This is a genomic window from Kribbella sp. NPDC026611 (assembly GCF_040638345.1).
GTDB lineage: Bacteria > Actinomycetota > Actinomycetes > Propionibacteriales > Kribbellaceae > Kribbella.
On sequence record NZ_JBEZYC010000012.1, the window covers coordinates 149858 to 162974 of the forward strand.

The 13117-nt window shown below is 69.2% G+C and carries 11 protein-coding genes; 3 read left to right on the top strand and 8 right to left on the bottom strand.

The annotated features are described in order from the left end of the window. Positions 1 to 17: 17 nt before the first annotated feature. A complete protein-coding gene (locus tag AB0E69_RS36725; RefSeq protein ID WP_360157369.1) occupies positions 18 to 3122 on the bottom strand; it encodes an amidohydrolase family protein in 3105 nt (1034 codons plus the stop codon). Positions 3123 to 3226: 104 nt separating this feature from the next. Here AB0E69_RS36725 and AB0E69_RS36730 point away from each other — a divergent pair, with 104 nt between their 5' ends. Then, positions 3227 to 3787 (top strand): hypothetical protein, encoded by a 561-nt coding sequence (locus AB0E69_RS36730; RefSeq protein ID WP_360157372.1) that lies wholly within the window; start codon positions 3227 to 3229, stop codon positions 3785 to 3787. Between the two features lie 3 nt (positions 3788 to 3790). On the opposite strand, the gene AB0E69_RS36735 is transcribed toward AB0E69_RS36730, so the two are convergent. Both AB0E69_RS36735 and AB0E69_RS36740 read right to left on the bottom strand, forming a co-directional pair. Next, positions 3791 to 5059 carry a hypothetical protein gene (locus tag AB0E69_RS36735; RefSeq protein ID WP_360157375.1) on the bottom strand — a complete coding sequence of 423 codons (1269 nt, stop codon included), beginning with the start codon at positions 5057 to 5059 and terminating at the stop codon, positions 3791 to 3793. Next, complete coding sequence (locus AB0E69_RS36740; protein ID WP_360157378.1) at positions 5049 to 5546, bottom strand: SigE family RNA polymerase sigma factor; 498 nt, start codon at positions 5544 to 5546, stop codon at positions 5049 to 5051. Before AB0E69_RS36740 ends, AB0E69_RS36735 begins: the two co-directional genes overlap by 11 nt. Positions 5547 to 5676: 130 nt before the next feature. Between AB0E69_RS36740 and AB0E69_RS36745 the strand changes: the two genes are divergently transcribed. Further along, positions 5677 to 6747, top strand: a complete 1071-nt coding sequence (locus AB0E69_RS36745) for a glycoside hydrolase family 172 protein (protein ID WP_360157381.1) — start codon at positions 5677 to 5679, stop codon at positions 6745 to 6747. Here AB0E69_RS36745 and AB0E69_RS36750 read toward each other — a convergent pair. Further along, positions 6744 to 7331, bottom strand: coding sequence for a TetR/AcrR family transcriptional regulator (locus tag AB0E69_RS36750; protein ID WP_360157384.1), 588 nt, complete (start codon positions 7329 to 7331; stop codon positions 6744 to 6746). The two genes, AB0E69_RS36745 and AB0E69_RS36750, sit on opposite strands and share 4 nt — an antisense overlap. A 71-nt stretch (positions 7332 to 7402) precedes the next feature. On the opposite strand from AB0E69_RS36750, the gene AB0E69_RS36755 reads away from it, so the two are divergent. Continuing rightward, positions 7403 to 7798: a RidA family protein gene (locus tag AB0E69_RS36755; RefSeq protein ID WP_360157387.1), complete on the top strand. Its 396-nt coding sequence runs from the start codon at positions 7403 to 7405 to the stop codon at positions 7796 to 7798. Here the strand turns inward: AB0E69_RS36755 and AB0E69_RS36760 are convergent. From AB0E69_RS36760 to AB0E69_RS36775, 4 genes are all read right to left on the bottom strand, one after another. After that, positions 7795 to 9006, bottom strand: coding sequence for a glucoamylase (locus tag AB0E69_RS36760; RefSeq protein ID WP_360157390.1), 1212 nt, complete (start codon positions 9004 to 9006; stop codon positions 7795 to 7797). The genes AB0E69_RS36755 and AB0E69_RS36760 overlap by 4 nt on opposite strands. A gap of 8 nt (positions 9007 to 9014) precedes the next feature. Continuing rightward, a complete protein-coding gene (locus AB0E69_RS36765) occupies positions 9015 to 9896 on the bottom strand; it encodes a DMT family transporter (RefSeq protein ID WP_360157393.1) in 882 nt (293 codons plus the stop codon). Positions 9897 to 9948: 52 nt separating this feature from the next. Continuing rightward, complete coding sequence (gene pknB / locus AB0E69_RS36770; RefSeq protein WP_360157396.1) at positions 9949 to 11901, bottom strand: Stk1 family PASTA domain-containing Ser/Thr kinase; 1953 nt, start codon at positions 11899 to 11901, stop codon at positions 9949 to 9951. A gap of 75 nt (positions 11902 to 11976) precedes the next feature. Continuing rightward, positions 11977 to 12942, bottom strand: a complete 966-nt coding sequence (locus AB0E69_RS36775) for a LysM peptidoglycan-binding domain-containing protein (protein ID WP_360157399.1) — start codon at positions 12940 to 12942, stop codon at positions 11977 to 11979. Between the last annotated feature and the right edge of the window lie 175 nt (positions 12943 to 13117).

Sequence of the window (13117 nt, forward strand, 5' to 3'; positions counted from 1 at the left end):
CACGGGTTAGTTCTCGGCTAGCTCTCGCAGCAGACGCGGTGCAGCCACTCCGGCTCGTGCCACCAGTAGGTGCTGTCGTGGGCGTGCGCCTGCGCACGGGTGAGCGGTTGGGGCGCGTTGGCCGTGTGGGCGGCGGGCTTCGCCGGTGTGCTGCCGGCGTACGGCGCGAGCAGCTCGTCGACCGTGTGCAGCCGGCCCGCGATCATCACCCGGTCGACCGCGGCCGCGGCGCGGATGTCGGCCAGCGGGTTGCCGGTGACGAACGAGAGGTCCGCCTGGGCGCCTGGCTTGACGACACCGAGCTTGTCCTCGAGGTTGAGCCACCGGGCCGGGTTGTGCGTGGCGGTGGTCAGTGCTTCGTACGGCGTGAACCCGCCGGCCACCATCGACCGCAGGTTCGCGTGCAGCGACACCGCCATGTTGTCGAGCGGTGTGTCCGTGCCCGAGATGACCAGCCCACCGCCGCGGTGGATCCGCAGCACCATGTCGACGTTGCCACGCAGCAGCTCGCGGGTCGTGACGCCGGCCGGTCCCTTGGCGGTATTGACCTCGGCGATGAGGGCGTTGTACTCCCACTGGGGATAAAGGGTTGTGGTGCGGCGGTCGGTGAGCAGGGAAGGGTCGTCGACGTGCGCCATGGTGGAGTTGAAGAGGGTTGGTGTGACGGAGAGGCCCGCCTTGGTGAAGAGCGTGACCACATCGGCGTACGCACGGCCCAGTTTGCTGACCGTGTGTGAGTAGCCGAGCCGGTTGGTCGCGCCGGTGTGCTCCATCCCGTCCATGCCGAGATGCTCGGCCGGGTAGAGGTAGTGCGACGACAGCTGCAGGCCGAGCTGGTGTACGGCGGCGATCGCCCGCCGCTGCAGCTCGATCGGCAACCGCACGTACGTCTTCACCAGGTCATAGGCGAGCCCTTCGACCCGGTCGATCTCCAGCCCGAGCTGCTGCACCGACAGCGTCGGCCGCATGAAGTTGTAGAAGACACGCGAGCCGTCGATCGCCTCGCCGGTCGCGAAGTACCGCGGCCCCCGGAGCGTCCCGTTGGTGAGCGCCTCCCGGGTCTCCTGCATCTGGTAGACCGGGTCACCCGGCGACCGCGTGGTCGTGATGCCGTAGGCCAGCCACAGGTTGCCCTGCCGCGCACCCCACGCTCGCCCGCGCAGGTGCCAGTGGTTGTGCGCATCGATCAGTCCGGGCATGACGGTGAGCTCGGCCGCATCGACGTCCGCCGTCCCGCTGTGGGGTCGTACTGCGGCGATGCGCGAGCCGTCCACCACGATGTCGACGTCCTTGCGCAGCGTCTGGGCGCGACCGTCCCAGAGGGCTCCGGCGTGGATCGTGAGGTGCTGGTTGATCGTCGCCCGGCGGTACTGCAGGTCGACCTTGACCGTCTGTGCACGGGACCCGGCGATCGTTGCCCGGCGCAACCGTCCGTTGTTCAGGTAGAGCAGCGTCCGGCTGTCCTGCCAGACCGGCGAGTCCGTCACCTCGGCGGTGATCGCGCGGGGCTCGGCGGTGAAGCGGCCGCGTTGGTCGACGGGCACGACGTACAGCAGGCTCTCGACGACGAACGCGAGGCGCTTGCCGTCGGGCGCGAAGACCGGGCCGTCGTCGCCGCGGGTCGCGAGCGAGCGGAACGGCATCGGCTCGACGTACTCCAGCGCCGTGGACGCGACGTCGGCGTACAGCAGTTGGCTGGTGCCCTCGCGGAAACGCTTGGAGAACGGCTTCACCGCGGCCAGGACCAGCGTCTTCCCGTCCGGCGACCAGCTGACCCGGCCGGGCTGGAAGAGGGTCGGAGTGAGCTGCCGAACCTGGCCGGAGGCGAGGTCGAGGACCCAGGCAATGCCGTCCTGGTCCTGATAGGCGATCTGACTGCCGTCGGGGGAGAAACGCGGCGCGGTCTGGGCGCCGGGGAGGCCGGACAGCTTGGTGTCCTGGCTGGTGGCCAGGTCGTGCAGCCAGAGATCGGCGGTACCGTCGCGATCGCTTGCGTAGAGCAACTTCTTGCCGTCGGGAGAGAAGTCCGGGTCGGAGTTGAAGTAGCCATCGGCAACCAGTTTCCGCGGCTTGCCTCTGCCGTCGGTGGTGGTCAGCCAGAGCGCGTTGAGGGCCCGGAAGGCGAGCTGCTTGCCGTCCGGCGAGACGGCCGGGCTCGCGATCCCCTGGACCGGACGCCTGCCGGTCGAGTCGAGGTCGGGTGCCTTCGGCCGCGGTCGCTTCGACGTCACCGGCACGGTCGCCGCGAACGGTACGACGGCATCCGCGGTCTGCGTGCGCCGTCGTACCACGCCGTCCGCGGTGTAGAAGAGCTCGCCGGCGGCCGACCAGGACGACGGTACGGCGAAGACGTCGCGGCCGGTGGTGACCTGCTGACCGTCGACGACCAGGTCCGACGTCGGACCGGTGAGCCGGACGTAGGCGAGCCCGCCGGTAGGGGAGTACGACGGGCCGAACAGGCTGATCCCGGTCTGTGCCGCGACCAGCGTCTTGCGGGCGCCCGTGGTGAGGTCGAGCTCGACGATCGAGCTGGTGTCGACGGTGAAGGCGATCTTGGTGCCGTCCGGAGAGACGGTCGGCTCGGCTTCCTCGGTGAGGTCGTCGGTGAGGGCGACGATGGCGTGCGTACTCAGGTCGAGGCGGTGGACGCCGTAGCTGCCGTTGCCGCCGCGGTCGCTCGAGAAGACGATCGCGCGGCCGTCCGGGGTGGGGTGCGGTTCGCGGTGGTCGTACCGGCCGGTGGTCAGCTGCTGGAGGTCGCTGCCGTCGCGGCCGATCGCCCAGAGGTGGAAGTTGCCGTCGCGGTACGACTGGAACACGATCCGCCGGCCGTCCGGCGACCAGCGCGGCCGGGTCGCGTCCTGCAGGTCGTCGGTCAGGCGTTTCGACGTACCGCCGGTGGCCGGGGTCACCCAGATCGCGGTGGCGAGGTCGAACGCGAGCCACCTGCCGTCGGGTGAGACGGACACCATGAGGTTGGTGCCTTCGGTCAGTACGGCTTGGTTGGGTGCAGCGGCGCTTGCCGGGGCCGGCGCGGTGAGGTCGACGGCGCCGACGGCGGCCGCTCCGCCGGTGAGTTGCAGTACCCGGCGCCGGGAGATACTCCACAGATCAGAAGTCACGATGGTCCAATCCTTGGGGCGATGAGGACTGGACCCGAATCTTCCACTCCGACAGGGCCACCACCGTCCGGCCCGGCGCGTCGGGAACGTCTATCGTCGGCGGCATGTCATCCGAGACCCCGTCGACGCCGGCGCCCGCCTTTCGGTCCGTCCCGCCTCGGCTCCAGGCGCTCGGCGCCGCGGTCCTCTGCCTGGTGATCGCGGTCGCGGCCGGCTTCGCCGTGGACGCCCGGCTGGACCGCCACTGGCTGCTGCGCGGACTGCCGTTGCTGCTGGCCTTCGCGTGCTGCGCCCTCCTGCTGTCCGACCAGACCCGGCGGCTGCGGCAGATCATCACGGTGATCGGACTGGTGATGTTCGGCGTGGTCTTCCCGGTCTCCCAGACCACCTGGTCGCAGCCGCCGGAGATCAAGTTCGCCCTCCAGGTCGCCACCGACGCACATGATGCCGCGACCAAGGCGTCCCACACCGCGGTCACGGTCGCCGACGTCCGCTCGGCAACCGAGTCCCGCGGCGGCGCCATCGGCTCCCTCAAAACCGACAAGACCCCAGAAATCCACGGCGCCGACGCCTACCCACTCATCATTCGCGCCCACCGCGATCAGGGCCGGCCCTGGGCCTGCCTGTCCTTCGACAAGCTGGCAGCCAGGGTCCGGCCCTGCTGACGGTCAGTGAATGGCGGTAGCCGCGTCGAACCAGCGCGCCGGCTGATTCGGTGTCGTGGTCAGCTGCAGGGTTTCCGCGACGTGCCGGAGCTGGTCCTGCGTCAACTGGTCACCGATGCTCTCGATCATGACGGCCACGCCGTTGCCCTCGAGCCGCAGGACGGGCTTCTGCCGGGTGAGCCTGTCGGCCTCGGCCTTGGTGAATGCTGTGCCCAGTTCGGCCAGGTCGCGGGTGAAGAAGGCCTTCATGCCGTGGATCGTCCCGTCCGGCTCGAGGTACTTGCCGCGGCTGAACTGGTCCCACGTCTTGCTCGTGTCGTACCGGATCGCCAGGTCGTCACCCGGCTGGAACCTCCAGGCCGGATTGCCGACCACGGGTGCGGTGACCGGCTTGCCGGTCTTCCGGTCGAAGCGCACCTTCGGCGAGGGTGTCGGCCGGTACCCGGTGGCCGGGTTGCCGTCGCTCCAGACGACCGCGAAGCTGTTCCCGTTGCCGGGGATACCGCGCCGATCGGGACCGAAGGTGGCCCGCCGGGCGATCAGGTCCGCCGGCAGCTCGCCGACCACGAACGGTGAACCGAGGCGCGAGCCGCCGGACAGCGCCGCGCCAAGTTTCGTGGCCAGTGGGACGTTCGCGTCGTACGGCGCGGTGACGTTCGGCACCTTCACGGTGCCGAGGTGTTGCTGGGACTCACACGACAGCAAGGCCCAGAGGCCCTGCGCCGGCTGCCAGACGAGTGTCTTGCCGACCGCTGCCAGCGGCTCCTGGCTGATCACGCCGTACGGCGCGGCCAGGAACGGGTGCTCGCGCGTCGACGTCACGACCCGACCCGTCCGGTCGGCGATTCGCTGGGCCGGGCTCCCGGACGGGATGGTCGCCGGGTCGAAGTCGCCGTTCCGGCTCACTTGTAGCTCGCAGAGGGTCGCCCACGGGCTGCCCGTTTGCAGGAGCTCGTAGTGCTGGCGGTTCGCAGTGTGTATCTGCGCCGTGATCTCGAAGTCCTTCGGAAGGTGCAGGCCGACCCAGTTGGACCAGGCCGACGGTTGTTTCTCCTCGTCGGCCACCTGGGGGGCCGAGGAGATCACCCGCGGTACGACGATCGCCGCTACCGCGGCTGTGGCCGTGACCAGGGCCGTGCCGACGACCACCGCGGTCCGGCGGTGGGTCGTTCGTCGGCTGCCCCGCTGCAGCCTGGCGTGGATGTCGGCGGGGTGGGGGGCTTGGTCGGCGAGGTCCTCGAAGGCATCGCGAAGATCTGCTTCAGTACGCATGGTGGACGTCCTCCGTCACACGGTGGCTGGTGAACTCGATGCGCAGGGTGGCTAGAGCTCGGGAGGCGTGGGCGCGCACGGTGCCTGGCGAGCAGCCGATGGTTTCGGCGATTTCGTTGTCGGTCTGGCCGCCGTAGTACCGCAGTACCAGGACGGCTCGTTGCCGGCGGGGGAGTTTGGCCAGCTCGCCGAGCAGCTGGTCGCGGTCCGCCGTACGGTCGGCGTGGTCCGGGCTGGCGCCGGTGTCGACGTCCGCGATCGGGACGTACCGGGCCCACTTGCGCCGCCAGGAGAGGTACTCGTTGACCGCCATCCGGCGCACGTACGCCTCGGGGTTGTCCACCGAGCCGATCCGGTCCCAGCCGCGCTGGGCCTTGATCGCCACGTCCTGGACGATGTCCTCGGCCTGGTGCGGGCTGCCGCAGAGCACGGTCGCGAACCGCAGCAGCTTCGGCAGCCCGGTCCGGGTCCACTCGTCGAAGGTCACCCCAGGTCTCCTCGTCCCGGCCGCGCGTCGCCGCCGTCACCCCTTCAGACGACGCCAACCGCCGATCTGCTGAGTCCAGCTACTGAGCAATCGATTTCCCACCGAGCCTGACGCCGTCTAGGGTCACCGTATGACTCTTGGGAACCTGTCCGGTATCAGCGGGCTCGCCGACGTCGAGTCCCGCTCCATCAGCGCGGAGAACCCGACCGGCGAGCCCGGCCAGGGGGGCCGGCGGACCGAGGGGACCGGTGCGCACGCGGCCCGGGACCTCGGCCAGGGCTGGAAGGTCTCGCCCTCGATCGAGCTCGCACCCGGGGAGACCGCGACGCTGGCCGACATCGCCGGCGCAGGCTGCATCACCCACCTCTGGCTGACCACGCACACCGACAACTGGCGCCGGCTGGTACTGCGGGCGCACTGGGACGGCGACGCGGCGCCGGCGATCGAGACCCCGGTCGGCGACTTCTTCTGCTCCGGCTGGGGGAAGTTCGCTCAGGTCAGCTCGCTCCCGGTGGCGGTGAACCCGAACGGTGGCTTCAACTGCTACTGGGAGATGCCCTTCAACCAGCAGGCGCTGCTGACGCTGGAGAACACCTCTGAGGAGAAGGTGGTCGTCTACTTCCAGGTCGACTACTGGCTGGGCGCTGTGCCGGAGCGGTCGGCGTACCTGCACGCGCAGTGGCGGCGCAGCAACCCGCTCCCCGCTAAGACCGTGCACACGCTGCTGGACGGGGTCGAGGGACCGGGGCACTACGTCGGCACCTACCTGGCCTGGGGCGTCAACAGCAGCGGCTGGTGGGGCGAGGGCGAGATCAAGTTCTACCTCGACGGGGACGAGGAGTTCCCGACCATCTGCGGCACCGGCACCGAGGACTACTTCGGCGGCGCCTGGAACTTCGACGTACCCCACCTGGGCGGCTACACGGAGTTCAGTACGCCGTACCTGGGTTTGCCGCAGGTCATCCGGCCGGACGGGCAGTACGCGAGCCAGCAACGCTTCGGCATGTACCGCTTCCACCTGCCAGACCCCATCCGCTTCAAGGAGCGCCTCCGCGCCGACATCCAGGCCCTGGGCTGGCGCTCCGGCGGCCGCTACCTCCCGCTGCAGGACGACATCGCGTCCACCGCGTTCTTCTACTCGGCCAGGACCAGCACCGCCCGCCCGGAGGCGCCGACCCACGACGCGATGGAGATCTGCTAAGCCGTCCTGCTCGGCGTCACCGGTAGCTCGTCGATCCACCGCCGGAGACGCCGAGCCTGGCGGGTCAGTACGTCGGGCCGGCCAAGCGTGTGCGCCAGCAGCGCCACGCCTTCGTACGTCGCGATCAGCTCCACCGCCAGGTCCCGGGCCGCCCGCCGGTCGATCGCCCGGAACTGCTCCTCGGCCCACTCGAGCGAGACCCGCAGCAGATCCGCGGCGACCGGATCCGTCCCGTCCGCACGCTTCGCCAGCTCCGCGGCCAGCGTCCCGTACGGGCAGCCGAACCGAGCCGTCTCCTCTGCACGCCCAGCGAGCACGTCGACCAGCCCCTTGAGCCGTGCCTTCGGCGACCGATGCCGCCCTTCCAGCTCGGCGAGCGTCGCCGCGGTCTGCTCCACCCGCGCCTTCACGACGGCACCGACGATGTCTTCCTTGGTGCGGAAGTAGTAGTACACATTCCCCAACGGCACATCGGCCGCTTCGGCGATGTGCGCGAGCGTCGTCGCCGCCACTCCCTGCCGGTACACCAGCTCCTCGGCCGCGCCCACCAACCGCTCCCGCTTACCCGCCCGCTGCTCGCTCACGAGTACGAGTATAAAAACTGTCGGCGGTCGGTTCTAGGTTAGTTACCTAACTAACTACGAAGGAGATCATCATGGAACGCACCGCGGTCAACCCCTGGAACTGGTCGCTCGGGCTCGGCTTCGATCAGGCGCAGCTGGTCGAGGGCCGTCGGCGGGAGCTCATCTGCAGCGCGCAGGACTCGGTCGACGCCGATGGCAGTGCGCAGCACCCCGGTGACATGGCGGCGCAGCTCGGGCTGGCGCTGGACAACCTGGAGGCGGTCCTGGCCGGAGCGGAGATGACGGTGGCGGACGTGGTCCGGCTCAACATCTACACCACCGATGTCGGCCTGTTGCTGCAGCATTTCGGCGTACTGGCCGAGCGCTTCGGCGGGTCGCCGGACCGCTTCGCCAGCAGCGTTCTTGGGGTGGCGAGCCTGGCTGGTCCGGACTTGCTGGTCGCCCTCGAGGCGACGGCGATGGACTAGGGAATCGGTAGTGGGTTCTGGAGTGCCGTGGCGGCGAGGATGACCAGTGCGGAGGTCCACGCGAGTGGCGCCTCGCCGGCCGGCTCGTCGTCGCGGTTCACCTTCTCCGGTAGCGCGCCGCTGCGCGTCCGGTTCCGATCCAGCCAGGACAGCAACTGTTCAGCTCGAGCGTGATCACCTCGCGCTGCGGCACTCAGTGCGAACAAGGCAGTCTGAGGAGTCCAGGACACCCCGTCCGCACGCCAGGATTCGCCCGGTGTCACACCACCGTTGGGTTGGGTGAGTACGGCGTGGGCGCGGTCGATCGCCGTGGAGACGACGGGCCGGGCGGGTGCGAAGGGTGGACCGAGAACGGTGACGATCGCGTCCGCGCCACCACCGACGCCGACCGGCTCGACGCCCGGCTCGACGAAGCTGACGGCCTTGGCCGGGGAGCGCGGGTACTCGGGTCCGAACACCTGGTCGGTTGCCTGTGACAACTTTTGCAGCGCCGCCCGCCAGCGGGTGGCGTCGGCCGGCCGGTCTTGCTCTGTAGCGATCCGGACCGCGGACCGGAGGCCGGTCAGCAGCGGTGCGACCGTGCCCAGCGTGAGCTGCTTCTCGGAGCGTTCCCAGTAGTCCGGTGACGGATTCGGCAGACCGTCGGACGTCAGCTCACGCACGATCTGGTCGGCCGACTCCTTGACGAGGTCCCAGTACTGGTTGCCGGACCGGCACATCCAGGTTGCCCACAGCACCCACCCCGACGCGTCCAGCTGCGGCTCACGACCGTCGGGCACGTGGGCGCCGGTCTCGGTGTAGCGGGCTTCCCAGCGGCCGGTGGCCGGGCGGACGGTGTCCAGGAAGGCCAGCACCTTGTGGGCTTCGTCGTACTGGCCGATCGCGCAGTGGGCCGCCGCGACGAACGAGGCGTCGCGGGGCCAGACGTAGCGCCAGGGGCCGTCCCAGCCGGCCAGGGTGGCGCCGTTGGGGAGGGTGAGGGCGCTGAGGTCGGCGAGAGCGTGCTGGACCATCTCGGCGTACCGCTCGCCGCCGCCACCGAGCGAGGAGGCGGTGTGGGCTGTCGCATGGCCGGGGACGCCGTCCGCGACCAGGCGAGGCTGTGGGTTGCGGACGAGGTTGTTCGCCGCACCGGCAGCGAGGATGGCAAGCAGGAGCGCGATCACGACAGCCGGGTACCACCGGCCGCGTCCCCCGCTGTCCCGCATGTCCCCTCCTACTGAGCCAGATGCTGCACTTCCGCCTCGAATTTACGCCGCGGTGCCAGCTCGACCAGGTACATGGCCGAGACCACCAGTGCGCCGCCGACCAGCATCCGCCAGGTGACGCTCTCTGTGCCGAACAGCACCGCGAACGCCGAGGCGAACACCGGTTCCATTGTCATCGCAATCGCCGCCCGTGTCGGCGTGAGGTGTGCCTGTGCCCAAGTCTGGACGATCAACGCGAGCGCACCGGCCACCAGGGCCATGTAGACGACGCTGACCCAGTCGCCGGCGCCGTGCGGTACCGAGAATCCGCCAGGCACTGCTCCGACCGCGCAGACGCAGGTGATCACGATCATCTGGAGCGTCGACAGGCCGAAGGCGTTCTGCGGTGTCGACCAAGCGCCGAGCCCGATGATGTGCAGCGCGTAGAGACCGGCCGAGGCGAGTGTCAGGAGCTCACCGGTGCCCATGCTGAAGCCGCGTAGCGACAGGACCCCGAGGCCGACTGTGGCAAGGATCACGGCGAACCAGGCCCAGCGGCCGATCTTGTGTCGCAGGATCACGGCGGCGAGCAGCGGCGTCAGTACGACGTACATCCCGGTGACGAACCCGGACACGCTGGCCGAGGTGTGCCGCAGGCCCTCGGTCTGGACCAGCTGCGCGATGCCGTAGGTGATGCCCAGGGCAACGGCCCGCCCACGGTCCAGACGGCTCAGCCGGGAGATCGCGGGCGGGTGGACGAGCAGCAGCGCCACCGACGCGATCAGGAACCGCAACGCCAGGTAGTCGGCGACGTCCATCCGGGTGAGCAGGTCCTTGGTCAGGAAGAACGTCGACCCCCACGCCGCCGCGACCGCGAGCAGGGCCAGTACGGCGAGACGCGATCGGTTCACCGGGCAATCTCACCAGATCCCTTGCACGCAAGCCAAAACGGCGCATGGTGGGTTACAGCACAGTGATCGTGACCTCGGTGCCCGGCTGCGCCTTCTTGCCGGCTCCCGGGTTCTGCGCGGCGACGATGTTCAGCCCGAGGTTGAACGGCGCCTCCTCCACCTTCACGGTGAACCCGGCCGCGGTCAGGATCTGCTGGGCCTCGGTGGTGGTCTTCCGCTTGACGTTCGGTACGTCGACCAGCGGCGGGCCCTTCGACACGACCAGTTGCACCTTGTCCTTGGCGAACAGCGTGCCGCTGTTGGGCGTCTGGCTGATCACGTCGCCCTCGGGCACCTTCTGGTCGTACTTCTCGGTGCGGCCGACGACGAAGCCCAGCTTCCGCAGTGCCTTGCCGGCGTCCCGGGAGGACTTGCCGGTGAAGTCCGGCACGGTGATCGGCCGCTTCCCCTTGCTGACCGCGAAGTTGACCGCGTCACCCGGCTTCATCACCGAGTTGAACTTCGGGTACGTCGCCAGCACCTTGCCCTGCGCCACGGTCTCGCTGTACTGCTCGTTGATCTGCCCGGTGTTCAGCTTGATCGGTCCGAGCGCCTGCTGGGCCGCGTCGAGTTGCAGCCCGACCAGCTGCGGCATGCGGTACCGCTCCGGTCCCTTGGACACGGTCAGACCGATCTCACCGTTCTTCCGGATCCGGTCGCCCGGCCCGGGGTCGGTCTTGACCACCTCGCCGAGGGGTACGTCCTCGGAGAAGTCGTGGTTGGCCAGGGTGGTGGTCAGGCCGGCCTGCTGGGCCTTCTCGGCCGCTGCTGCCGGCGTCATCCGGGTCAGGTCCGGTGTCGACGTGTAGCGGTGGACGCCGTAGAACCAGGCCGAGGTGCCGATGGCGATGGCGGCCAGCAGGATGAGGAGCAGGGCGACAGGTCCACGGCTGCGACGCTGTGTTTGTAGCTTCGCTGGTGCCTTGGCGGGTCCACCGGTCGGCCGACCGCGGTCCACGGGTACGACGATGGTGTCGTGCCGCAGGGGTGGTTCGTCCATGGGCTCGCCGCGCGTGTAGCCGTCGTCGTACCCGCTGTCCTGCCTGATCTGCTGGAGCGGCACGGTGAGGTCGCCGGTGAGCTCCGGGTCGTCCGGCAGCCCTTCCTCGAGCGCACTGTGCACCCGAAGCACCTGCCGGCTGAACACGCGTGCGTCGGTCGGCCGCAGGTCCCGGTCGCGCGCGGTGGCGCGCTGCACGAGCGCATCGACGTACGGCGGGATGCTCGGCTGCTCCAGCGAGGGCGGCGGTACGTCGGCATGCACGTGGGCGTACGCGACCTGAATGGGGGTGTCACCGGAGTGCGGCTTGTTGCCGGTGAGCATCTCGTACAGGAGGATGCCGGCTGAGTACACGTCCGAGCGGGCATCCGCGCTACCGTCCGTGACGAGCTCGGGCGCCAGGTACGACACCGTGCCCATCAGCAGGCCCTGCGTGGCCGTGTTGCCGGTCGCGCTGACCGCACGGGCCAGACCGAAGTCAGCGACCTTCACGACGCCCTTGTCCGAGATCAGGACGTTCTCCGGCTTGATGTCGCGGTGCACGATGCCCGCGTCGTGGGCCGCGGACAGCGCGGACAGGACCGGGGCGAGCAGGTCGAGCGCACGGGCGGGGGAGAGCGGTGCCTCGTCGCGGATGACGTCCCGCAGCGTGCGGCCGGGGATGTACTCCATCGCCAGGAACAGGGTGCCGTTGTCGTCGCCCTGGTCGAACACGGCCACCACGTTCGGGTTGGACAGCCGGGCCGCCGCCCGGGCCTCGGCCACGAACCGGCGGGTGAACTGGGCGTCGTCACCGAGCCCGTCGTGCATCACCTTGACCGCGACGGTCCGGTCCAGCCGCATGTCCAGCGCCTGGTAGACCGTGGCCATGCCGCCCTTGGCGACCCGTGCGCCCACGCGGTAGCGACCGTCGAGCACGCGCCCGACGAGGCGGTCGCTGACCTGCATGTCCACGTCGTCCGTCACTTGCGGTGAGCCGCCTCTCCCCAAACCGTCCTGCTCAGAGAGTGTAGATAACAGCTCAGGGTCACCGCGCCAGGCTCACCGCAGGGGGTCCCACCCGCGTTCGAACTGGGCCTTGAGGCGGAGGATGTTCTGCCGGTAGAGCTTGGTGTCCGGGTACATGCCGTTCTTCTTCACGCCGCCCAGACCCTGGTAGTAGCCGGCGACCGCGAGGTCAAGGCGGGCGGCGGCGGTCAGCCGGCTCAGCAGGACCACTCCGGCGGTCACGTTGTCCTGGGGCTTGAGCAGGTCGAGGCGGCGGCCGACGATGCCGGAGGCGAACCTGCCGGTGGACGGGATCACCTGCATCGCGCCGACGGCGTTCGCGGGGGAGACGACCCGCTGCTTCCAGCCGGACTCCTGCCAGCTCACCGCGAGCGCCAGCTCCGGGTCGACGCCGTACCGCTTCGCGGTGGTGACGATGAGCGTGCGCATCTCGGCGCGGGTCGGGAGCTTGCGCTTCTTCAGCGTCGCCCGGTTGCGGTTCGCCTGGGCGACGATGTGGTCGGCGTACGTGCGGCCGGCGAAGGTGTTGTTGCTGTTCTTGACCTTCTTCGGCTTGGCCTTGGGCTTCGGGTGGAGCTTGACCGGGATCTGCAACGGCTTGCCCGCGTAGATGCGGGAGCTCGACTTCAGGCCGTTGGCGGCCAGCAGGTTCGCCTGCGAGCACTTGAAGCGCTTGGCGATCTTGAAGACGGTGTCGCCGCGCTTGACGACGTACGTGACCCGGCCGAGCTGGGACCGTTTGGCCGGCGGAGTGGTCTTCTTCGGGGCCTTCCCGGGCAGCTGGATGGTCTCCCCGGCGTAGATCGCGTTGCCGTTGCCCGGCAGGTGGTTCAGCGCGACCAAGGTTTTGACGGTGGTCCCGTAGCGACCGGCGATGTGACTGAGGGTGTCACCCTGCTTCACGGTGTACACGCCGAACCCGGGTGACCCCGCGGTGATCACGGCCGCGGTCAGCACCGGTACGGCGAGTCCACTGAGAACTCGTATGACGTTACGCATCTGCCCAACTCCCCGTGTGGAACGTCAATCGACCGTAAGTGCTGCTACGGATGTGACAACAGGGGCAAATGGGGTGCGTGTTACGCCTGTAACTCAATGTTTACAATTCAAGCCTGAACTACATTGTTGTCGTTCACAAGCTTTCCCGTTGCTGACGGCAACAGTGGCGGTGGTG